We start from the raw sequence: 21,707 nt of genomic DNA on the forward strand, positions 1-21,707 counted from the left end.
AAATATATTACCTGGATAAATTTATTATCTATACCTATTCTTTGCGGGCATAGGTGCGGCACGGCAGCCCTGGCGTGCTGGCGCGCCCTGTGGACGGGGATCTCGGCCACTTTGCACGGCGCAGAGAAACGCACCGCTGAATAACCTGATCGAGAATAAGATTATTCTCACTTCTAACTGTTGGTAAAAGGGAGTTATGTGTATTCTTTTACGTGACAGTGAATTTAAGAATTTGGCGGGCAGATGCCCGGGCAGTATCCGTGTATTATCAGTTTCAATGGATTTGTGACATGTACAATTTTGCAAAACCGCGTGTTTTGCAACCAAACAGGTGAAGATGAATATGGCGAATTTGAAAGCGGTTATTCCGGTCGCAGGACTAGGCATGCATATGCTGCCGGCCACAAAGGCAATTCCAAAGGAGATGCTGCCGATCGTTGATAAGCCAATGATTCAGTACATTGTTGACGAAATCGTCGCCGCCGGGATCAAAGAGATTGTTCTGGTGACGCACTCCTCGAAGAACGCGGTGGAAAACCACTTTGATACCTCCTACGAGCTGGAAGCCCTGCTTGAGCAACGCGTGAAGCGCCAGCTGTTGGCGGAAGTCCAGGCCATTTGTCCGCCGGGCGTAACCATCATGAACGTGCGCCAGGCGCAGCCGCTGGGTCTGGGCCACTCTATCCTCTGCGCCCGTCCGGTCGTCGGGGATAACCCGTTTGTGGTGGTGCTGCCGGATATCATCCTCGACGGCGGTACTGCGGACCCGCTGCGCTATAACCTCGCCGCTATGGTCGCCCGCTTTAACGAGACCGGCCGCAGCCAGGTGCTGGCGAAACGCATGCCGGGAGATCTCTCCGAATACTCCGTGATCCAGACCAAAGAGCCGATGGTGGCGGAAGGGCAGGTAGCACGTATCGTCGAGTTTATTGAAAAACCGGACGAACCGCAGACTCTGGACTCCGACCTGATGGCGGTGGGCCGCTACGTGCTGTCGGCAGATATCTGGGCCGAACTGGAGCGCACCGAGCCGGGCGCCTGGGGGCGTATCCAGCTGACCGACGCCATTGCCGAGCTGGCGAAGAAGCAGTCCGTCGACGCGATGCTGATGACCGGCGAAAGCTATGACTGCGGTAAGAAAATGGGCTATATGCAGGCCTTCGTCACTTACGGAATGCGTAACCTGAAAGAAGGCACCAAATTCCGCGAAAGCATTAAAAAACTGCTGGCCTGAACGCCAGCCTGAGACCGGGCGGCAGGTTCTGAACATCGGTCCTGCCGCTCATAACGTTATGCAGAATTTATTCATAACGTGAATGTTATAACGATTGTAAAGAAACGTATGGCTTCGGAGACTTCTGGTAGTTTGTCTCTGGCCTCTGTGGTGCAATGGTCGGAGTAGCGGCAATAATGCTTTATGAATAGTCACTTAGTGCGACAATTCCTAAAGTGCAGGGAAAGCGGTCAACGTCAGCCAAAAATAAAACTTGACTGCGATCATGTTTCCGCTTTAAACATCTCACTTGCATGCATAAAAATGTGAAATGAATTAGCATGCGAGCTGGTACAGACATTATGGATAATCCCTGAGCACGGCAGTGGACATCATCGAAGGATCACAGGTATATGAACTGGCAACTCATCTCATTTTTTGGCGATAGCACCGTTTTGCTGCCCAGCGCAGCGGCGCTGTTTATTGTCCTGATGCTGCGTAAAACGTCGCGGTTGCTGGCGTGGCAGTGGAGTTTGCTGTTCGGCATCACCGGCGCCATCGTCTGCGCCTCCAAACTGGCCTTTATGGGCTGGGGATTAGGTATTCGCGAGCTGGATTACACCGGCTTCAGCGGCCACTCAGCGCTCTCCACGGCCTTCTGGCCTATCTTCTTGTGGCTGCTCAGCGCTCGTTTTTCGGCGGGTGTGCAAAGAGCAGCGGTCGCCACAGGCTATGTTTTAGCCGCAGTGGTGGGGTATTCACGGCTGGTCATCCATGCGCATTCCGTCTCGGAGGTGATCGCCGGCCTGCTGCTGGGTGCTGCCGGCAGCGCACTATTCTTACTACTACAAAAGCGCACTACTCATTCCGAATATATGTATATTCCCTGGGGAGGACTTGCATGTTTGGTGATGGTCCCGCTTATCCTGTTGCATAGCGGCAATAAAGCGCCGACCCAGTCCCTGCTGGGGCAGATCGCCACTACAATTGGTCCGTTGGACAAGCCCTTTACCCGCAACGATTTGCACAAGCAGGCTTGGTAATTGCCATTTGTTTTACAGGGGAAATTAAGTTTTCGCTGGTTAATTAGTCAAATAAGAAAATAATCTACTATATGCCGCGCAATTGATAATTCATATTTATGAAATAATGAAGTGCTACTACATTGATATTGCATATTTGCCTGGATATAGCCGTGATCAGACGTTTCTTAAAGGCGTTAAGAAAGTACCTTTTGCTGATTTAATGTATATCCAAACACTGGAAACTATTAGAAATTGTAGTTGACTATGACGACATCATCTGATTTTAGAATGACACGATTGTCATGAAAAAATGTCTTTTTTTCAGATGGTTAGCTGTGCATGTGTCGGCGCTGTGATGTCGTGTAGATGTTCGAATGGTGAGAGCAGTAAATAATCTTATTGGCGAACCCCTATTTTTCGCCAATAAAACAGCGGATAGGATTAATTGGCAGATATTCGGCAGTAAGACTCCCAATTGTGACCGAAATCCCGTAGACTTAACGCCGCAAAAATAAAGGCCTGACCAATTATTCATCCACAGGTCGATAAAATAAGTCGTTCAGGTAGTCAGTGCGCTGGTAGCTGTTAAGCCAGGGGCGGTAGCGTCGCTGAAGTTGCTTGCTGCTGTACAATTGCTACTGTTCAACGGCTGTAAAAATCGACCCTGCCAGGATGAATACCCTTATCAGCTATCTATCCATTTTACACGGATATCCTCAGAAGTTGGTCAGGAGCGGTTGCTGATATCACCTGGACATTAATTTTCCCATCTCATCGATAGCCTGTAGGGTAAAATTCGCCTACATTGTGAGCTGGGTGGATGTGATAATGGTTTCGAGCAGCTTAGGGTAACTGTACTTGCCTCGCCGGTGTTGCACAGTGAAGTCAACTGGTGCCGCGAGCGCTTTCTATCTTGGTATTCCCCTCATTCTCATTGAGATACGACAGCGGGGCTGAAAATGGATCTTGTACAATGATAAAAATTGCGCGCATTGCCGTGACGCTGGGTTTACTTTCCTCATTGGGAGCCCAGGCTTTCGCGGCTGGGTTAGTGGTAAATGATAACGATCTGCGTAACGACCTTGCCTGGCTTTCCGATCGCGGGGTCATCCATCTGAGCCTGTCGACCTGGCCGCTGAGTCAGGAAGAGATCGCCCGGGCGCTAAAAAAGGCCAAACCGTCCTATTCTTCTGAGCAAGTGGTTCTGGCTCGTATCAACCAGAGACTGTCTGCTTTAAAAGCCGATTTCCGGGTCACCGGCTACACTTCGACCGACCAGCCGGGTACCCCGCAGGGGTTTGGTCAGACGCAGCCGGCAGATAACTCGTTAGGTCTGGCGTTCAATAACAGCGGCGAGTGGTGGGATGTCCACCTCCAGGGCAACGTCGAAGGGGGAGAGCGTATCAGCAACGGATCGCGCTTCAACGCCAACGGCGCCTATGGCGCGGTGAAATTCTGGAACCAGTGGCTCTCCTTTGGCCAGGTGCCGCAGTGGTGGGGTCCGGGGTATGAAGGCAGCCTGATCCGCGGGGATGCCATGCGGCCGATGACCGGCTTCCTGATGCAGCGAGCAGAGCAGGCGGCACCTGAAACCTGGTGGTTACGCTGGATAGGCCCATGGCAGTACCAGATCTCTGCTAGCCAAATGAATCAGTACACTGCTGTCCCACACACTAAAATTATCGGCGGTCGTTTCACCTTTACGCCGTTCCAGTCACTGGAATTAGGCGCATCGCGGATAATGCAGTGGGGAGGGGAAGGGCGGCCTGAATCACTCAGCAACTTCTGGGATGGTTTAACAGGCAAGGATAATACCGCCGCGAATGATCCCAATGAACCGGGCAACCAGCTGGCCGGTTTTGACTTTAAGTTCAAACTGGAGCCGACCCTGGGCTGGCCGGTGAGCTTCTATGGACAAATGATCGGTGAGGATGAGTCTGGTTACCTGCCATCGGCAAATATGTTCCTCGGTGGAGTGGAAGGCCACCACGGCTGGGGTAAGGATGCGGTGAACTGGTATCTGGAAGCGCATGATACACGCACCAATATGAGCCGAACCAATTACAGCTATACCCATCACATCTATAAGGATGGCTATTATCAGCAGGGTTATCCGCTGGGTGACGCATTGGGCGGTGATGGTCAACTCATAGCCGGTAAGGTTGAGATTATTACAGAGGATAACCAACGCTGGAGTACGCGCCTGGTTTACGCCAAAGTTAACCCAGAGAACCAATCAATCAACAAAGCATTCCCACATGCTGATACTTTGAAAGGTATACAGCTAGGCTGGAGCGGAGATGTGTATCAATCGGTCCGGTTGAATACTTCACTGTGGTACACCAACGCGAACAACAGCGACAGCGATGACGTTGGGGCCAGCGCAGGCATAGAAATACCGTTTAGTTTATAAGGCTGAATGCTGAAAACAGGGGAGAGAGGGTGGTAGCGCTGCAGGACGCAGTCAGTTTTTTCTCTCCATAGGCCGGCAGGGAGGCAACGGCAATGACAGCTGCTCAGGAATTGGCAAATTTTGATTTACTGATGATGTGACATTATGAAGAAAAAACTTGTTAGATTTTCGGCATTAGCGTTGGCAATTGGGTTTTTATCGGGTTGTACGGTTATCCCTGGTCAAGGATTAAACAGTCTGCGTAAGAACGTGGTTGAGCTTCCAGATAGCGACTATGATCTGGATAAGCTGGTCAATGTGTACCCGATGACGCCGGGCCTGATCGATCAGCTTCGTCCGGAAACTGTTCTGGCTCGTCCAAACCCGCAGCTTGATAATTTGCTTCGTAGTTATGAATACCGTATTGGAGTGGGTGACGTGCTGATGGTCACGGTGTGGGATCATCCGGAATTAACTACTCCTGCAGGGCAGTATCGCAGTGCCAGCGATACCGGTAACTGGGTTAACTCCGATGGCACCATTTTCTACCCATATATTGGTAAGGTGCAGGTGGCGGGTAAAACGCTGAGTCAGGTACGCCAGGATATAGCTAACCGTTTGACCACCTATATTGAGAGTCCTCAGGTCGATGTGAGCGTTGCTGCTTTTCGCTCTCAAAAGGTGTACGTGACAGGTGAAGTGACAAAATCAGGCCAGCAACCTATTACCAATATTCCTTTAACGGTGATGGATGCAATAAATGCTGCGGGTGGACTGGCACCAGACGCAGACTGGCGTAATGTTGTACTGACTCATAATGGTAAAGATACTAAAATATCACTTTATGCATTAATGCAAAAAGGTGATTTGACACAAAATCAAATGTTATATCCAGGGGATATTCTCTTTGTACCACGAAATGATGATCTTAAAGTGTTTGTCATGGGAGAGGTCGGCAAACAGAGCACATTGAAGATGGATCGGAGTGGAATGACATTAGCGGAGGCAATTGGGAATGCTGAAGGTATGTCTCAAGCATACAGTGATGCTACGGGGGTCTTCGTAATTCGGCAGTTGAAAGGTGATAAACAAGGTAAAATTGCTAATATATATCAGTTGAACGCGCAAGATGCTTCCGCGATGGTACTTGGTACAGAATTTGAGTTACAACCTTATGATATCGTCTATGTCACATCGGCTCCATTAGTACGTTGGAATCGTGTAATTTCCCAACTAGTACCTACTATTACTGGCGTACATGATATGACTGAAACTGTAAGATATATAAGGACGTGGCCATAAAATGTTTGAATCTATTTTGGTTATTTGTACGGGTAATATATGCCGTTCTCCTATTGCTGAGCGTATCTTAAAATCACTTTTGCCTAGTAAACATATTGAATCTGCTGGGGTTGCTGCATTGATAAATCATCCAGCAGATGGTTCAGCGATACGCGTAGCTGAGAAACATAATTTACATCTTGATGGTCATGTTAGTAGACAGTTAACTTCAAAGATTGCAAGCCAATATGATGTTATTCTTGTTATGGAACAGAGACAAATAGAGCATGTTTGTCGAATTGCCCCTGAGGCAAGAGGGAAAACTCTACTATTAGGTCATTGGTTGGGAGCAAAAGAAATTCCAGACCCATATCGTAAAAGCGATGAGGCCTTTGAATCAGTATATCAATTAATTGACCAATGCTGCCAAAATTGGGCAGAAAAATTGGTATAAGAATCTAGGAATAACTGCATGACACCGATTGTTAATAACAAAACTCAACAAGCTGAATCAGATGATTTTGATCTTGGACGTTTGTTGGGTGAGCTTATAGATAATAGAAAACTAATAATTTCTATTACATCAGCTTTTACTGTATTAGCTGTATTATATACACTGCTAGCAACCCCTATATATCAAGCTGATGCTTTAATACAAGTTGAACAAAAACAAGGGAACGCTATTCTAAATAGTATCAATCAAATATTACCGAATAGTCAACCAGAGTCTGCACCTGAATTAACCCTACTCCAGTCAAGAATGATTTTAGGAAAAACAGTTGATGATCTTAATTTACAGGCTCAGGTAAAACAAAAGTATTTTCCTGTAATTGGACGTGGGGTTGCAAGGCTCTTGGGAGAGGAGTCAGGATCTATTACAGTTGGAAAACTTTATTTACCACAAGTTGAGGGAGGAGATGCTCCTCAGGTGATTTTAACTGTAAATGATGGGGAAAGATATACTATTGCTGGTGACGATTTTACTCTCGAGGGAAAAGTTGGCGAGTTAATAAATGACAAAGGTGTTACTCTATTAATTAAAGAAATTAACGCGCAACCGGGAAGTGAATTTGTAATTACCTATCTTAATAAGTTGAAAGCGATTAGCAACTTGCAAGACGCCTTTAATGTTGCCGATCAGGGGAAAGATACTGGTATGCTTTCATTGACGTTAACAGGTGACAACCCGACCTTAATAAAGAATATTTTAAATAGCATCAGCAATAATTACTTAGAGCAAAATGTGGAAAGACAAGCGGCACAAGATGCTAAAAGCTTGGATTTTTTGAACGAGCAGTTACCGAAAGTAAGGAGTGATCTTGATTTTGCAGAAGATAAATTAAATGCTTATAGAAAACAGAAAGACTCCGTTGATTTAACGATGGAAGCAAAGTCAGTTCTTGATCAAATTGTAAATGTTGATAATCAATTAAATGAATTGACATTTAAAGAAGCTGAAATATCGCAGTTATATACAAAAGAGCATCCTACATATAAAGCATTAGTTGAAAAAAGGAAAACACTTCAAGATGAGAAAGTTAAGCTAAACAAACGTGTTAGCTCCATGCCTTCTACGCAACAGGAAGTACTAAGATTAAGCCGCGATGTTGAGTCTGGAAGGGCAGTATATTTACAATTATTAAATCGTCAACAAGAGCTCAATATTGCGAAATCAAGTGCTATAGGTAATGTCCGTATTGTAGATGATGCAGTTACTGAACCTAACCCAGTAAAGCCTAAAAAAATATTAATAATAATAATAGGAACAATTCTTGGTGCATTTATTTCTATTGGCATTGTCTTGTTAAGAATGTTTTTATTAAGAGGTATAGAATCACCAGAGCAATTAGAAGAGGCTGGTATAAATGTCTATGCAAGCGTTCCTGTAGCTGAATGGTATAAGGCAAATCTAGTCAAAGGCAATAATAAACGAAAAGAACCTGAATCTTTACTTGCAATAGAAAACCCCGCTGATCTAGCAATAGAAGCTATTAGGAGTCTCCGTACAAGCCTTCACTTTGCAATGATGGAAGCAAAAAATAATATATTAATGATTTCAGGTGCAAGTCCAAATGCAGGAAAAACATTTATAAGTACAAATTTAGCGGCGACAATGGCCTCTAGTGGAAAAAAGGTATTATTTATTGATGCTGACCTTCGCAAAGGTTATGTACATAAAATATTGGGTTCCAATAATGATAATGGCTTATCTGACTATTTATCTGGAAGAGTATCCCTTGAAAAAGTGATTACAACTGTTACAAAAGGGAATTTTGATTACATTCCCCGCGGTCAGGTTCCGCCCAATCCTGCCGAATTGTTGATGCATCCACGCTTTAATGAATTGATTTCGCAAGTATCTAAGCTTTATGATTTAGTAATTATAGATACTCCCCCTATATTAGCAGTCACAGATGCTGCAATTATTGGTCGTTATGTTGGTACTACTTTACTCGTGGCAAGATTTGAAATTAATACTACCAAAGAAATACTTGTGAGTATTAAACGTTTTGAGCAAAGCGGAGTGAATGTAAAAGGTTGTATCCTTAATGGGATGGTAAGAAAAGCCAGTAGTTATTATGGCTATGGTTACAACCATTATGGGTATGCATATTCCGAAAAGAATAATAAATAAGTTATCGGGCCTTGTTACACAAGGCCTAGTTAGTTTAATTCCATATGTCGAATAAATGAAGACAGAGGAACCTATGAAATTTTTGCAAAGAAATTTTTATTGTATTATTGCATTGGCAATATCTGATTTTGTTAGTTTTGTTGTATCTCTATATTTGTCACTGTGGATTTTGTCGCAGGTTCTTACGAACTTTCAACAGCGTGTCCCTGATGAGCAAATTTATGGATGGATAGCCCTACACTGGTTGCTTGGGGTATGCTGTGTAATTTGGTTTGGCGTAAGGTTAAGGCATTATTTTTATCGGAAGACATTTTGGTTTGAATTGAAGGAAATATTGCGAACGTTGGTTATATTTGCAGTTATTGAAATAGCGGTAATCGCATTCGCAAAATGGTATTTTTCACGGTATGTTTGGCTATTAACATGGTTATTTTCTTTCTTATTAGTTCCTTTCTTTAGAATTGGAACTAAATATTTATTAGATAAGTCAGGTTTTTGGCTTCGGGATACTTGGATTATAGGGAGTGGTAAAAATGCAAATGAAGCATATAAAGCAATAAATAGCGAAAAAAATCTCGGCCTACATGTCGTTGGTTTTATAACAACATCTGTTGATGGTAATGAATGTTTATCGTTAACGAATGTAAAAAATTTAGATGTCTCACCCGAATGGTTAGAAACAATAGATAAAAGAACACAATTCATAGTTGCAGTAGAAGCGAACGAGGGAGAAACCAGAAATCGTTGGTTGAGGGAATTCATGATCAAAGGGTTTAGATATGTTTCCGTGATACCTACTCTTCGAGGTGTTCCTCTTGACAGCACTGATATGTCTTTTATATTTAGCCATGAAGTTATGATATTCCGTGTGCAGCAAAATTTGGCAAAACTCTCCTCCAGAATCTTAAAAAGAGCATTTGATATTATAGGCTCATTATCAATAATAATTATTATCTCTCCGTTGTTAGTATATATAAGCCATAAAGTGAGAAAAGACGGCGGGCCGGCTATTTATGGTCATGAGCGAGTAGGTAAAAATGGGCGAAAATTTAAATGCTTGAAGTTTCGATCTATGGTGATAAATTCTAAAGAGGTATTAGAGAATTTATTAATAAACGATAATGAAGCGAGAGAAGAATGGGAAAAGACATTTAAATTGAAGAATGACCCAAGAATTACGAAAATAGGGCATTTTCTTCGAAGAACGAGTCTTGACGAATTGCCCCAGCTTTTCAATGTTCTTAAAGGTGAAATGAGCTTGGTAGGACCACGACCCATTATCACAGAGGAATTACAACGTTATAATGAGGAAGTGGATTATTATCTTCTTAGTAAGCCTGGTATGACAGGGCTTTGGCAAGTTAGTGGCAGGAGTGATGTTGACTATGATACACGAGTATACTTAGATTCGTGGTATGTTAAAAATTGGTCGATGTGGAATGATATTGCCATTTTGTTTAAAACTATTGCCGTTGTTTTGAACCGTGATGGAGCATACTAAAATCTTTTAAAAAATAAGGAAAAAAGAATGAAGATTACTATCATCAATACATTGTATTATCCATACAGATTAGGTGGAGCGGAGGTCTCCGTTCAGGTTTTAGCAGAATCCCTTGTCAAAAGAAACGTTGAAGTTACAGTTTTAACCCTGCACGAAGGGAAAAACTTAAAAATAGACTCAGTTAATGGTATAAAGATATATTACTTACCTCTCCTTAATTGTTATTGGCCATATGATAGCAGTGAGCACAGCAAAATTCATAGATTACAATGGCATATAAAAGATCTATATAACAGAAAAATGGTTAAATTAGTTAATACTATTCTTCAGGATTTGCGTCCTGATATAGTACATACTAATAACCTCTCCGGATTTTCTGTTGGAGTATGGAGGGTTTTAAGAAAAATGAACATCCCAATAGTGCATACTACTAGGGATTATTATCTCTTTCATCCCAACTCTACGTTGTTTAAGAATGGCAAAAACATTAAACCAACAAATATTTTTGTAAAACTTAACGTTCTGTATAAAAAATATATGAGTCAGGATGTCGATGCTTTTATAGGAATTAGTAAATATATATCCGACTTTCATTATAGATTTGGTTTCGCTAATAAAGGGCTACATGGCTATATTTATAACCCTGTTTTAAAACCGAATATTACAATTAGCCACAATAATATAGATAAAATAACCATTGGCTATATTGGGAGACTAACCTCGGACAAGGGATTTGATGATTATATTAATATCGCTCAAAAATATCAGGCTTGCAAATTTGTAGCTGCAGGGAAACCTGATGCATCAGAAGAGTCAAAGGATTTATTAAAAAAAGCAAAGAAATCAAATGTTGAAATTCTTGGCTATATTCCAGTTGATGAATTCTTAAATAAAGTTGATGCAGTATTGTTACCAATAAAATGGAATGAACCTTTTGGAAGAGTTGTCGTTGAAAGTGCACTAGCCTATAAACCGGTTTATACGAATTATGTTGGTGGAATTACAGAAATATCATCATTTTTTCCATGGGTTAAAGATATCCATTCATTTGACGAACAAGAGTTGAAAAGTACTATTAGTTCTGTTATGCAAACTTTACGCGACAAACAAAACCCATTTTGTTCCGAAATTCATGTTGATAACTATCTTAAAATATACAATAAGATAGTTAAAAATAATAAAATGGTAAAAGCATGAGAATAGACATAAATAAAATTGTGCCTCAAGTTTTTTTAGCGTTTATATTAGTTAAAGCTTTTTCAGGTCCTATTGGAATAATTTTTCAACCATTAAATTATGTACCAACGTTAATGATGCTTATACTTATGCTGAGGCGATGGGCAATCGACGTAATGACCAAACCTGTATCTCTTGTTTTGGTTACCTTGGTGATATTATATTTTATAATAGGGATTGGAAATTTTAGCACATTACAAGCCTCTTTTGGTTTGTATATAATGATACCTTTCTTTTATTGCTTGACCTATAGCAAAACAATTGCCTATTATGTGTTCAATGGAACCCAAAAAGTATATTTCTTTTTATTCATTACTTGTTGCATTGGCATTGCCTATGTAAGTATGTTCGGTGCGCCATGGTTGGGCGGGATAATAAATGTCGGTGGGGTTGATAAAGTCATATCTCGAGATTGGACAACTGGTGGAGTATTACGTAACCCAGGATTTACTGCCGCATCTTTTGATGCTGCAACTCTTTTAATGATTTCCTCTTTTTTTATCATTTCAAAATTTTTCGAAGACAAAAAATTTGTACTGGCTTTCTTGATTTTTTTAACTTCAATTTATTTTATATATTTGACGACGACTAAAACTACTATAGTAACTTTAATCATTGCATTGGTTTTAATGCTCACTCCAGTCTTTTTGACTAAAATAATGGTCAAAATAATCATCATTGTGTCGATTTTATTTAGTTATTTTTACATGATCCCACAATTAAAATATGAAACATATGATCCTCAAAATACGCTTTTGATGCGGATGTATAGTACATGGCCTAGAGCTATATCGTTGCTCGATGATAGTATATCTATTTTTGTTGGTAAAGGTTTTGGTGCAATAGGTACACCAGCTCAATATTTTTCTCCTAAATTTTACAGTCCAGGAGATAATGTTTTAGTTTACATGTATGTTATTTGTGGGTTTGTTAGTGTAATTTTGGTCGGTTTGTTTGTTTTTAAATTCTTATTTTCAAGGTTTTATGATGCCTCTCTGGCAAAGAAATATTACATCATTTGTTTTTGCATTATGGTTGGTGGAGTTACATACAACCTTTTTGAATCAGTTTTTTATTCAACAAGCTTGGGCGTATTAATAGGTTTTTTGTTTGATAAAAATGCATGTAAACTTTCTTTCAATTTCAATCATAAAATTATTAGATAAGGCGTCCAATGAATTTCAAAAATAATTTACTAGCATTATTTTTTGCGCAAACTTGCTTTGTGCCTTCTGTTCATGCATTTGAAATTGGGATACATACACATGCGCAAAGGTACTCACAAAATGCTCAGCAAATAACTTCTAATTTGAAAAAATATGGCTTTAATAGTATTCGTAGTGATATTACATGGGAGTGGGTAGAAAAAAAACCAGGGAGTTTTTCACTGAGTAACGCTGCAAAAAAAAACCAAGATTTGATTGACACGATGGCTAACAACAACCATAACGCCATGATTGTACTTGCATATGGTAACGGTAATTACACACCATCAGGATATCCTGAAAATGAAGAACAAATAAAAGCTTTTAAAAAATACGTTAGATATATTGTTAGTTTAAATAAAGGGAAAGTGAAATATTATGAAGTATGGAATGAATGGGTATACAAAACAGGAATAAAAGATAGGAGCGTAAATGTTCCTTCGACAGATATTTACTTGGAACTTGTGAAACAAACATACGAAACTATAAAAGAGATAGATCCCTCAGCAATAGTTGTGTCTGGAACGATAAATCCAACCAATGCACGGGATGTAATGTGGTTCGATGAGTTACTAAAAAAGGGGATATTGAAATACTTAGATGGTGTGTCACTTCATCCCTACTCATTTATGCATGGTAATAAAAAATTAAGAAATCCAACCGATAATTTCAATGATGTGATTGAATATCAAAATCACTTAGCTAGGAGAAATAACGGCGTTAATGTGCCTATCTATATAACTGAAATGGGAGTCCCTACATATGATGGTGAGGGCGGAGTGACCCGTTTGAATGCTGCTATATTTGCTTTTAAATATACATTGCTAGCAATGTCTGATAAAAATATAAAAGGAATTTGGTGGTATGATTACTCCGACGACGGAGTTCAAAGAAAGAATAAAGAGAATAATTTTGGATTCTTCGATCATTATTATCATCCGAAATCTTCAGCTGTTGCTATGTATGAATTGATGAAACTGGTACAGGGTAAAGATATATCTGCTAGTATCATTAATGACAATGTTTCTGTGACTATGAGAAACCCATCAGATAATTCGCAAAGAATAATTTTATGGAATGATAATAAATCTAAGTTATTAAGTTCTAAAGAGACTGATAAAATTTATATAAATAACGATATCTCAAACCCAAGTAAAAAACTTTTTATTAATACACCAAACTTATACTGAAGGTAATATGTTATATATAAACGGTAGATTTTTAACCCAACAAGTAACTGGTGTTCAGCGTTTTGCTCTTGAGATTTCAAAAGAGTTAATTAAAGTTCGCGATGATATTATTTTCTTAGTTCCACATAAAAAACTTGTAAGTTCATTTGAGGGTAAGTGTAACATTGAAGTTGTTTCTGGAAAAGATGGGCATTATTGGGAGCAATTGACCCTACCTATGTTTCTAAAAAAAAACAATGACCCTTTGCTACTTAATCTATGTAGTACTGCACCAGCGTTTTATAATAACCAAGTTGTCACTCATCATGACATCACCTATAAAAGATATCCCAAAAGTTTTTCATTAAAATTTAGATTGTTATATGGCTGGTTAGTCCCTAAAATTCTTAAAAATTCAAAGAAAATAATTACCGTTAGTAACTTTTCAAAGAATGAGATATCAAACTTCTTCCATATAGATAAAAATAAAATCGATGTTATCTACAATGCTGTAGGGCAAGAATTCCATACTACTACACCAAACCGTATTGATAAAGAAAAACCATATGCATTAGCAGTATCATCACCAAATTATCATAAAAATTTTCATGGATTAATTGATGCCTTTCTAAGTACTGAAATCGATCTAAACTTAAAAATTATAGGAGGAGGGGCTGCAAGTTTTAAGAAAATGAATTTCAGTAACGAAGATGATCCAAGGATACACTTTCTAGGTAGAGTCGATGATGATAAATTGATTCAGCTATATATGAATGCGGAGTTTTTCATCTTCCCTTCTTTTTATGAAGGTTTTGGAATACCTCCATTAGAAGCTCAAGCATGTGGATGTCCTGTCATAGCCTCTAACGAAGCCTCTATGCCCGAGGTATTAGAACAAAGTGTTCTTTATTTTTCTCCCCATTCAAAACATGAAATGCAAAATGCTTTGCTTGAAATTTACAATGATGCTGAATTAAGGGTTAAACTCAAAAAATTAGGAGTCAAGAATAGCCATCGTTTTTCATGGAAACACTCTGCAGAAAAAATTAATTTATTACTTGAAGAGTTGGAAAACTAAAATGAAAGTACTTCATGTTGCTGAAGTTATTAAGGGAGGAGTATCCTCCGTTATGAATGAACTACTTCTATCGCAAATTAAAAACGATAACATTGAAAGAGTATGTTGTTTGATTCCTGATTCACAAAGAGATGAGCTGAACATTGGCGATTCTCATATATATACTTTTAAACGTAATGGACGTAATCTATTATCCTTTATATTTTTTGTTTGGATGTTCATTAGAACTGTTATCAAAGAAAAGCCGACGATAATTCATTTACATAGTACGTTTGCAGGCTTATTCGGGAGAACCGTTTTGATATTTTTACCTTTTTATAAAGGTCATGTAATTTACTGTCCACATGCTTTTTCATTCATGATGGCAAAGAGTAAATGGAAGTTAAATTTATATGCAATAGTTGAACGTTTTCTTTCAAAATTTACCGATGCTATTATTTGTGTAAGTAACTATGAAAAGGAAATAGCAATGGTTAATGGCATACCTAAAGAAAAGTTATTTACCATATACAATGGAGTTTCTGAAGTTGAACACATTGATAAATTACCAAAAAGTGATCTTTTTAATATACTATATGTCGGTCGCTTTGATTACCAAAAAGGTTTTGATAGATTAGAGAAGATTATTAACGGATTAAATTATTCAAGCAGTAATATTAAGTTTACAATAATCGGTGACTATGTCTCAGAAAGTATTAATAATAATAGAAAAAATCTAGATAATGCTTATTTTACTGGCTGGTTGCCAAAAAGCGAAATTTATTCATATTATTATAATGCAGACTTATTGATAATACCTTCCCGCTGGGAAGGGTTGGCCATGGTACCTCTTGAAGCATTTAGTTGTAAGCTCCCAGTTATGGCTAGTTCCTGCACTTCTTTTCCTGAAATTATCAAAGATAAATATAATGGTTTCTTAGTAGACATGGATAATACTGAAATTGTTATTCAGTTACTTAATGAAATAGCGGCTGATAAAAATATTGACACTCTCGAAAGCCTTGCCTCTAATGCGTATGTTACTTATCTTGAAAAATTCTCTTCAACAAAAATGAATGAAGATGTATACGATTTATATCGTATGAGCGAATCTGTCTGCTGATTTAAACTAATGAAATGGAGTATACAGGAAAGTGATGCAAAAAAATATTTTTTATTATCCTTATGATTCAGGTGTTAATAAGTATGCAGAAAGAGTTCGCTCAATATTATCTGGGTTTTCAACGGTCATGCCCTTAAATATTAAAGAAGAGCTTTATTTTTTTTTAACGTTTAAAAAAAAAAGAGGGGGTGTTGCAATTGTAAATTGGATCGAGAATATGATCATAACTCCTAAAAGGCGGAAAATCAGTCTATTGGGTGTTTTAAAACTGATTGTTTCCCTTTTAGTACTCAAATATCGGTTTGATAAAGTTATATATATTCAACATAATTTATATCCTCATGATACTTTCGAGTCTCATATAAAAATTGCAAAATGGATTATTGAAAAAATATCTCTTTTAGTTGATGTTGTTGTAGTCCATAGCCCCTTATTTGAAGATAAAATATATATACCTCATCCCTTATATGAATATCCACTTAAAGAAATTAACATAAAATGTGACTTGATAGTACATAAGGACTCATATTTGATCTTTGGGAGAATAGAGAAATATAAAAAAATTGAGGAAATAATTATCTCTTTCCCTCCATCTAAGAAATTAATAATTGCAGGTTTTTGTAATGATAAAAAATATGAAAAGGAATTAAATGAGATTCTTTCAAACAAGGAGAACATTACTTTCATTCCTCGTTATCTAACTGATGAAGAAGCCTCCTTATTATTTATGTCATGTAAAGCGTTAATAATCGGACATGCTGATCAAGACATGATAGTTTCTGGTTCTTTTTTTTATTCTTTGACACAACAATTGCCAGTGCTGGCGATAAAAACCCCTTTTTTAGAATGGGTTCAATCTGAATCCAAAAGTGATATCTTATTGACTTTTAATAACATCATTTCTATGATGGAATTTATTGAAAGTCAAAAAAGTGGCTTTGATAAGAAAATTGGTTTTGATAAAAATACTATTGATGAACTAAATTCAGAGTTTGGAGACGATTATATCTCTAAAATTATAAAAACAATTATTTAATTTAAACTAATAGTAGGAAATAAAATGTTTGATTTCATCATAAGCAGAAAGTCACAAGAAAAAAAATGTGTATTTTGGTGGGAACCTAAAGACGGTAGTTTTAATGCAGGAGATCATTTATCTAAGATCGTTGTACAACAGATGTTAGCTTTAAAAGATCTTGAACTTACTCAAAAAATTAATGTTAAAAATAAATTAATGGCAATTGGTTCCGTTATGCACTTCGCTAACGAAAATGACTGCGTATGGGGGACGGGGATCAATGGAAAAATTAGTCTAGATGCTTTAAAATTCAAGAACCTTGATGTTAGAGCTGTTCGAGGGCCAAAAACGCGAAAACTATTATTAGATATGGGTCTTAAAGTTCCTGAAATTTATGGCGATCCTGGTTTATTACTACCATTTTTTTTCTCACGTGATACGTTATTAATAAATAATGAACAAAAAAAAGATTTTATCGTAATCCCACATATGAATGAGGATTTTTCGTTATATAAAAAATATAATAATAACATTTGTTCTCCAAAACAAGGTGCTATATCATTTACACGCCAAATTGTTAATAGTGAGTTTGTTATTTCAAGTTCATTACATGGGGTAATTATAGCAGAGGCTTATGGTATACCTGCTGTGTTACTTGAAAATAGTAGCGGAGAATCATCATTTAAGTATGATGATTATTATTTAGGTACTGGACGTGACACGTACCCTATTGTGCACAGTATCGAAGACGCATTTAAGGTTAAGCCTGCATGTTCAATTAACGTTCACCATATAGCTTTGCCTTTATTTAATGCTTTTCCATATGACTTATGGGAAAACAAAAAAAACAGTGATATTTAAATTTTTAATACAAAGCAGTACTTAAGCAACAGCTGTTAACTGATTAAATTAATTTACATAACAGATATTGGATATAACGATATCTGTTTAACACCATTAAGTGTAAAAATGAAAAAAAGTAATGAATTAGATAATCTACAACCTGACAAAAAAAACCTTTATTCAGGTGTCGCATGGTATTTTTTCAGTAATTTGTTTCCGGCATTTAGTTCATTATTAATTTTTTCATTAGCATCAAGGATTATAACGCCTGGTGATCTAGGCGCTGTAACCTTGGCAGCAACTATAACTACTATCCTAACGAGTATTTGTGCTGTAGGCTTTGGTGATGCTCTAATTCAATTCAAAAATGTCGACAAAAAACATTTTAACACTGTTTTTTTTATTTGCTTAGTTTCTTCCTTGTCTATTTATTTCATATCTAGTTTAATTGTTGAATATTATGTAATTCCTACATTCAATATTGTTTTTAAAACTGTATACCCTGTAATAGCGTTAAAAATAGTAATAGATTCATGCGCGATTGTACCATTGTCGTTTTTAACAAGAACGATGGCTTTTAAATCAATAGCAATAAGAACTATGTATTGTTCTATTGCATCCATAATATTATGCTTGCCAGTATTATATTTTGGTGGTGGAGTTTGGGCCATTGTTTTAAGCCAGTTAAGCACATCAGTAATCAGTTACATAATCTTAGCGACTTCTTCTAAACTTAAACTTAGACCTATTTTCAATAAATCAAGCTTTACTGAATTAAGTCGTTTTGGTATAACTACGACGTTTACAAAACTAGTTACTTCAATTAGTATAGATAATGTTATTATTGGAGTGTACGGTAGCGTCACCACTTTAGGAATATATGCCTTTAGTCGCAGGGTTTTTGGTTCTATTGCTGATGTTTTGAATAATGCTATTGCGAATGTTAGCTATCCTCTTTATGCATCAGTGCAAACAAAACCATCGCAATTAAAGAATGTTTTTTTTAAAACGACCTTTTTCTCAACTCTATTGAGCTTACCTGCTTTTACGGGATTAATAATAATTTCTCCTCATCTTATTCCACTTGTATTCGGAGCTCAATGGCTTGTAGCCATTCCTGTCATTCAAGTTTGTTGTGTAATCGGTTTTATTTCATGTATTGGCTCACTGCAAATGTCTCTTATTAAGGGCTTGGGAAATACTGCTTGGATTCTCAAGTATCAAATTTTTCAGCAGATAACGACAGCTCTTTTAGTTTTTTTGTTTGCTAAGGATGGAGCACTAGTATTAATTGTATCGATTGCTATAAAGACTTTTATCATATGGCCTTATACGGTTTACTATATATCTAGAATTTTAGGCGTTACTACTTTTTCTTATATTTCTAATTTTATTAAACCTTTAACTTCTGTTGTCCTGATGTATCTAGGTTGCTATGTTATAGACAGGCAATTAAGTGCGGCTAATGAGTTGTTGAATGTATTAGTGTTGATTTTATCTGGTGTTGTAATATATTGTTTTTTCATATTCATATTGGCCAGAAAAGAAATTTCTGAATCTCTAACAGCAATTAAAACGAGAAAGAAACAAAAGGTTGAAAATTATGAGTGACTTTGCAATTAATTTTATAATTCCTGTTAGGCATTATAGGTCAGTACAGGATTGGCAGAGTGTTAAAACCAATCTTGAGCATACGTTGAAGTCAATCTTTGGACAAACAAACGATAACTGGCATTGTTATATTATTTGTAACCGCGGTACAGATTTGCCAAAATCAGCTAATCATGAAAATGTAACTGTTTTAGAGTCTGATTTTGAATTTATATCGTTACCAAATAAAAGTGTTGATCCTGAAGCTTACCATGATTTGATCCGTAAAGATAAAGGGGCGCGAGTTTACGAAGCCTTAAAATATTGTAAAGCTAATGATTTTTTTATGGTTGTAGATTATGATGATTTTGTACACCGAGAATTAGTTGAATTTATCAATGATAGGATCAAGAAAAATGCGGGAGAATACTTTTATGGTTGGCTTATTGATGTAGGATATGTATATTCCGGAGGTAATGTAGCTCTTTTGAATAAAGCATTTGATACAATTTGTGGTACATCAAATATTGTTCGAGTTTCTTTTTTTGAAAAATTCTATGATGAGTATGGGAATTTGCCACTTTTATACATTAAAGAGTTACTAGGAAGCCATCGTTACATAAAAAATTATATGAGCAAGGCTGGTTATTCTTATGGCAGTTTGCCTTTCCCTGGAGCTGTATATAATGTGGGGATTTCTAATTCATCAAGCCAAACGGGATCAGTAGTGAAAGAAATCTTTTCATTTAGAAAGTTTTTAAAAATGCCACGTACGATGATAAAATTATGGCTCTCTATTAGATTATTCACTACAAAAAGCAAGAGGATGTTCAATATACATTGTTAGCTTTAGATAAGGTATTTTTTTATTCATTATTAATTGAACATTACCTTTCTTTTTAAGAATTATACTTGTTTGTCCTTACATTATTGGGCTAACATTATCATCACATTTAAGCTGCGAACATGTCGCAGTGACCACACCTGACAGGAGTATGTAATGTCCAAGCAACAGATCGGGGTTGTCGGTATGGCTGTGATGGGGCGTAACCTTGCGCTGAACATCGAAAGCCGTGGTTATACCGTCTCCGTTTTCAACCGCTCCCGTGAAAAGACCGAAGAAGTGATTGCCGAAAACCCAGGCAAGAAACTGGTTCCTTACTACACAGTACAAGAGTTTGTTGAATCCCTTGAAACACCACGTCGTATCCTGTTGATGGTGAAGGCCGGGGCTGGCACCGACAGCGCCATCGATTCCCTGAAGCCTTACCTTGATAAAGGCGACATCATCATTGATGGCGGCAACACCTTCTTCCAGGACACCATCCGTCGTAACCGTGAACTGTCTGCCGAAGGTTTTAACTTTATCGGTACCGGTGTTTCCGGTGGTGAAGAGGGGGCTCTGAAAGGGCCTTCCATCATGCCTGGTGGGCAGAAAGAAGCCTATGAACTGGTTGCTCCGATTCTGAAGCAGATTGCTGCGGTTGCTGAAGACGGTGAGCCATGTGTGACCTATATCGGTGCTGACGGTGCTGGCCATTATGTGAAGATGGTTCATAATGGCATCGAGTATGGTGACATGCAGTTGATTGCTGAAGCTTATGCGCTGTTGAAAGGCGGTCTGGCACTTTCCAACGAAGAGCTGGCGCAAACCTTCACCGAATGGAACGAAGGTGAGCTAAGCAGCTACCTGATCGACATTACCAAAGATATCTTCACCAAGAAGGATGAAGAGGGTAAATACCTCGTCGATGTCATTCTTGATGAAGCAGCAAACAAAGGTACCGGTAAGTGGACCAGCCAAAGCTCACTGGATCTCGGCGAACCTCTGTCTCTGATCACCGAGTCCGTTTTTGCTCGTTATATCTCTTCTCTGAAAGACCAGCGTGTAGCCGCTTCGAAAGTGCTGAGTGGTCCGCAGGCTCAGCCGGCAGGTGATAAAGCTGAATTTATCGAAAAAGTGCGTCGCGCTTTATACCTCGGTAAAATCGTTTCCTATGCTCAAGGCTTCTCTCAGCTGCGTGCTGCTTCTGATGAATACAACTGGGATCTGAACTACGGAGAGATCGCTAAGATTTTCCGCGCGGGTTGCATCATTCGTGCACAGTTCCTGCAGAAGATCACCGATGCGTATGCGCAAAACGCGGGCATTGCTAACCTCCTGCTGGCGCCATACTTCAAACAGATCGCTGATGACTATCAGCAGGCGCTGCGTGATGTCGTGGCTTATGCCGTGCAGAATGGTATTCCGGTACCGACGTTCTCTGCCGCCATTGCCTACTACGACAGCTACCGTTCCGCAGTTCTGCCAGCTAACCTGATTCAGGCTCAGCGTGATTACTTTGGTGCGCACACCTATAAGCGTACAGATAAAGACGGTGTGTTCCACACAGAGTGGTTGGAATAATTTTCTTCAAAC

16 protein-coding genes and 2 pseudogenes are annotated in these 21,707 nt (G+C 38.5%); 17 read left to right on the plus strand and 1 reads right to left on the minus strand.

Features of this window, described 5'->3' with window-relative positions:
- Positions 1-337: 337 nt before the first annotated feature.
- Positions 338-1,266: pseudogene (galF, locus tag ACOI7D_RS08380) on the plus strand (GalU regulator GalF).
- 360 nt (positions 1,267-1,626) lie between these two features.
- Complete coding sequence (locus ACOI7D_RS08385) at positions 1,627-2,256, plus strand: phosphatase PAP2 family protein (RefSeq protein ID WP_109547124.1); 630 nt, start codon at positions 1,627-1,629, stop codon at positions 2,254-2,256.
- A gap of 541 nt (positions 2,257-2,797) precedes the next feature.
- On the opposite strand, the pseudogene ACOI7D_RS08390 reads toward ACOI7D_RS08385, so the two are convergent.
- Positions 2,798-2,924, minus strand: a pseudogene (locus ACOI7D_RS08390) (hypothetical protein).
- 287 nt (positions 2,925-3,211) lie between these two features.
- On the opposite strand from ACOI7D_RS08390, the gene ACOI7D_RS08395 reads away from it, so the two are divergent.
- The 15 genes from ACOI7D_RS08395 to gndA all read left to right on the plus strand — a co-directional run bounded on the left by ACOI7D_RS08395 (position 3,212) and on the right by gndA (position 21,695).
- The gene (locus tag ACOI7D_RS08395; RefSeq protein WP_050533155.1) at positions 3,212-4,651 is read left to right on the plus strand and encodes a capsule assembly Wzi family protein; all 1,440 of its coding nucleotides are present in this window, start codon (positions 3,212-3,214) and stop codon (positions 4,649-4,651) included.
- Between the two features lie 144 nt (positions 4,652-4,795).
- Positions 4,796-5,932 carry a polysaccharide export protein gene (locus ACOI7D_RS08400; RefSeq protein ID WP_032428933.1) on the plus strand — a complete coding sequence of 379 codons (1,137 nt, stop codon included), beginning with the start codon at positions 4,796-4,798 and terminating at the stop codon, positions 5,930-5,932.
- A gap of 1 nt (position 5,933) precedes the next feature.
- Entirely contained in the window at positions 5,934-6,365 is a 432-nt protein-coding gene (locus ACOI7D_RS08405) for a protein tyrosine phosphatase (protein WP_071787229.1), read from the plus strand.
- 18 nt (positions 6,366-6,383) lie between these two features.
- Positions 6,384-8,546, plus strand: a complete 2,163-nt coding sequence (locus ACOI7D_RS08410) for a polysaccharide biosynthesis tyrosine autokinase (protein WP_109547125.1) — start codon at positions 6,384-6,386, stop codon at positions 8,544-8,546.
- 73 nt (positions 8,547-8,619) lie between these two features.
- Positions 8,620-10,047: an undecaprenyl-phosphate galactose phosphotransferase WbaP gene (gene wbaP / locus ACOI7D_RS08415; RefSeq protein WP_023290378.1), complete on the plus strand. Its 1,428-nt coding sequence runs from the start codon at positions 8,620-8,622 to the stop codon at positions 10,045-10,047.
- A 27-nt stretch (positions 10,048-10,074) separates the two neighbouring features.
- A complete protein-coding gene (locus ACOI7D_RS08420) occupies positions 10,075-11,244 on the plus strand; it encodes a glycosyltransferase family 4 protein (protein WP_032444787.1) in 1,170 nt (389 codons plus the stop codon).
- Complete coding sequence (locus ACOI7D_RS08425; RefSeq protein ID WP_050533153.1) at positions 11,241-12,449, plus strand: hypothetical protein; 1,209 nt, start codon at positions 11,241-11,243, stop codon at positions 12,447-12,449. Before ACOI7D_RS08420 ends, ACOI7D_RS08425 begins: the two co-directional genes overlap by 4 nt.
- 8 nt (positions 12,450-12,457) lie before the next feature.
- Positions 12,458-13,678 carry an endo-1,4-beta-xylanase gene (locus ACOI7D_RS08430; RefSeq protein ID WP_072096517.1) on the plus strand — a complete coding sequence of 407 codons (1,221 nt, stop codon included), beginning with the start codon at positions 12,458-12,460 and terminating at the stop codon, positions 13,676-13,678.
- Between the two features lie 7 nt (positions 13,679-13,685).
- A complete protein-coding gene (locus tag ACOI7D_RS08435; RefSeq protein WP_072096516.1) occupies positions 13,686-14,735 on the plus strand; it encodes a glycosyltransferase family 4 protein in 1,050 nt (349 codons plus the stop codon).
- A gap of 1 nt (position 14,736) precedes the next feature.
- The gene (locus ACOI7D_RS08440; protein ID WP_072096515.1) at positions 14,737-15,837 is read left to right on the plus strand and encodes a glycosyltransferase; all 1,101 of its coding nucleotides are present in this window, start codon (positions 14,737-14,739) and stop codon (positions 15,835-15,837) included.
- Positions 15,838-15,871: 34 nt separating this feature from the next.
- Entirely contained in the window at positions 15,872-16,873 is a 1,002-nt protein-coding gene (locus ACOI7D_RS08445) for a hypothetical protein (RefSeq protein WP_109547126.1), read from the plus strand.
- Positions 16,874-16,897: 24 nt separating this feature from the next.
- Positions 16,898-17,716 carry a polysaccharide pyruvyl transferase family protein gene (locus ACOI7D_RS08450; RefSeq protein WP_023290371.1) on the plus strand — a complete coding sequence of 273 codons (819 nt, stop codon included), beginning with the start codon at positions 16,898-16,900 and terminating at the stop codon, positions 17,714-17,716.
- A gap of 108 nt (positions 17,717-17,824) precedes the next feature.
- Complete coding sequence (locus ACOI7D_RS08455; RefSeq protein WP_023290370.1) at positions 17,825-19,309, plus strand: lipopolysaccharide biosynthesis protein; 1,485 nt, start codon at positions 17,825-17,827, stop codon at positions 19,307-19,309.
- Positions 19,302-20,135 carry a glycosyltransferase family A protein gene (locus tag ACOI7D_RS08460; RefSeq protein WP_023290369.1) on the plus strand — a complete coding sequence of 278 codons (834 nt, stop codon included), beginning with the start codon at positions 19,302-19,304 and terminating at the stop codon, positions 20,133-20,135. The genes ACOI7D_RS08455 and ACOI7D_RS08460 overlap by 8 nt, the downstream gene beginning before the upstream one ends.
- A gap of 153 nt (positions 20,136-20,288) precedes the next feature.
- Positions 20,289-21,695: an NADP-dependent phosphogluconate dehydrogenase gene (gene gndA / locus ACOI7D_RS08465; RefSeq protein ID WP_023290368.1), complete on the plus strand. Its 1,407-nt coding sequence runs from the start codon at positions 20,289-20,291 to the stop codon at positions 21,693-21,695.
- Positions 21,696-21,707 lie beyond the last annotated feature (12 nt).

Origin of the sequence: Klebsiella sp. C360 (genome assembly GCF_048822415.1) — a bacterium.
Taxonomy (GTDB): domain Bacteria; phylum Pseudomonadota; class Gammaproteobacteria; order Enterobacterales; family Enterobacteriaceae; genus Klebsiella; species Klebsiella quasipneumoniae.

Coding starts and splice junctions, on each gene's coding strand:
- ACOI7D_RS08385 (WP_109547124.1), top strand. CDS start 1,627: ATGAACTGGCAACTCATCTCATTTTTTGGCGATAGCACCGTTTTGCTG.
- ACOI7D_RS08395 (WP_050533155.1), top strand. CDS start 3,212: ATGATAAAAATTGCGCGCATTGCCGTGACGCTGGGTTTACTTTCCTCA.
- ACOI7D_RS08400 (WP_032428933.1), top strand. CDS start 4,796: ATGAAGAAAAAACTTGTTAGATTTTCGGCATTAGCGTTGGCAATTGGG.
- ACOI7D_RS08405 (WP_071787229.1), top strand. CDS start 5,934: ATGTTTGAATCTATTTTGGTTATTTGTACGGGTAATATATGCCGTTCT.
- ACOI7D_RS08410 (WP_109547125.1), top strand. CDS start 6,384: ATGACACCGATTGTTAATAACAAAACTCAACAAGCTGAATCAGATGAT.
- wbaP (WP_023290378.1), top strand. CDS start 8,620: ATGAAATTTTTGCAAAGAAATTTTTATTGTATTATTGCATTGGCAATA.
- ACOI7D_RS08420 (WP_032444787.1), top strand. CDS start 10,075: ATGAAGATTACTATCATCAATACATTGTATTATCCATACAGATTAGGT.
- ACOI7D_RS08425 (WP_050533153.1), top strand. CDS start 11,241: ATGAGAATAGACATAAATAAAATTGTGCCTCAAGTTTTTTTAGCGTTT.
- ACOI7D_RS08430 (WP_072096517.1), top strand. CDS start 12,458: ATGAATTTCAAAAATAATTTACTAGCATTATTTTTTGCGCAAACTTGC.
- ACOI7D_RS08435 (WP_072096516.1), top strand. CDS start 13,686: ATGTTATATATAAACGGTAGATTTTTAACCCAACAAGTAACTGGTGTT.
- ACOI7D_RS08440 (WP_072096515.1), top strand. CDS start 14,737: ATGAAAGTACTTCATGTTGCTGAAGTTATTAAGGGAGGAGTATCCTCC.
- ACOI7D_RS08445 (WP_109547126.1), top strand. CDS start 15,872: ATGCAAAAAAATATTTTTTATTATCCTTATGATTCAGGTGTTAATAAG.
- ACOI7D_RS08450 (WP_023290371.1), top strand. CDS start 16,898: ATGTTTGATTTCATCATAAGCAGAAAGTCACAAGAAAAAAAATGTGTA.
- ACOI7D_RS08455 (WP_023290370.1), top strand. CDS start 17,825: ATGAAAAAAAGTAATGAATTAGATAATCTACAACCTGACAAAAAAAAC.
- ACOI7D_RS08460 (WP_023290369.1), top strand. CDS start 19,302: ATGAGTGACTTTGCAATTAATTTTATAATTCCTGTTAGGCATTATAGG.
- gndA (WP_023290368.1), top strand. CDS start 20,289: ATGTCCAAGCAACAGATCGGGGTTGTCGGTATGGCTGTGATGGGGCGT.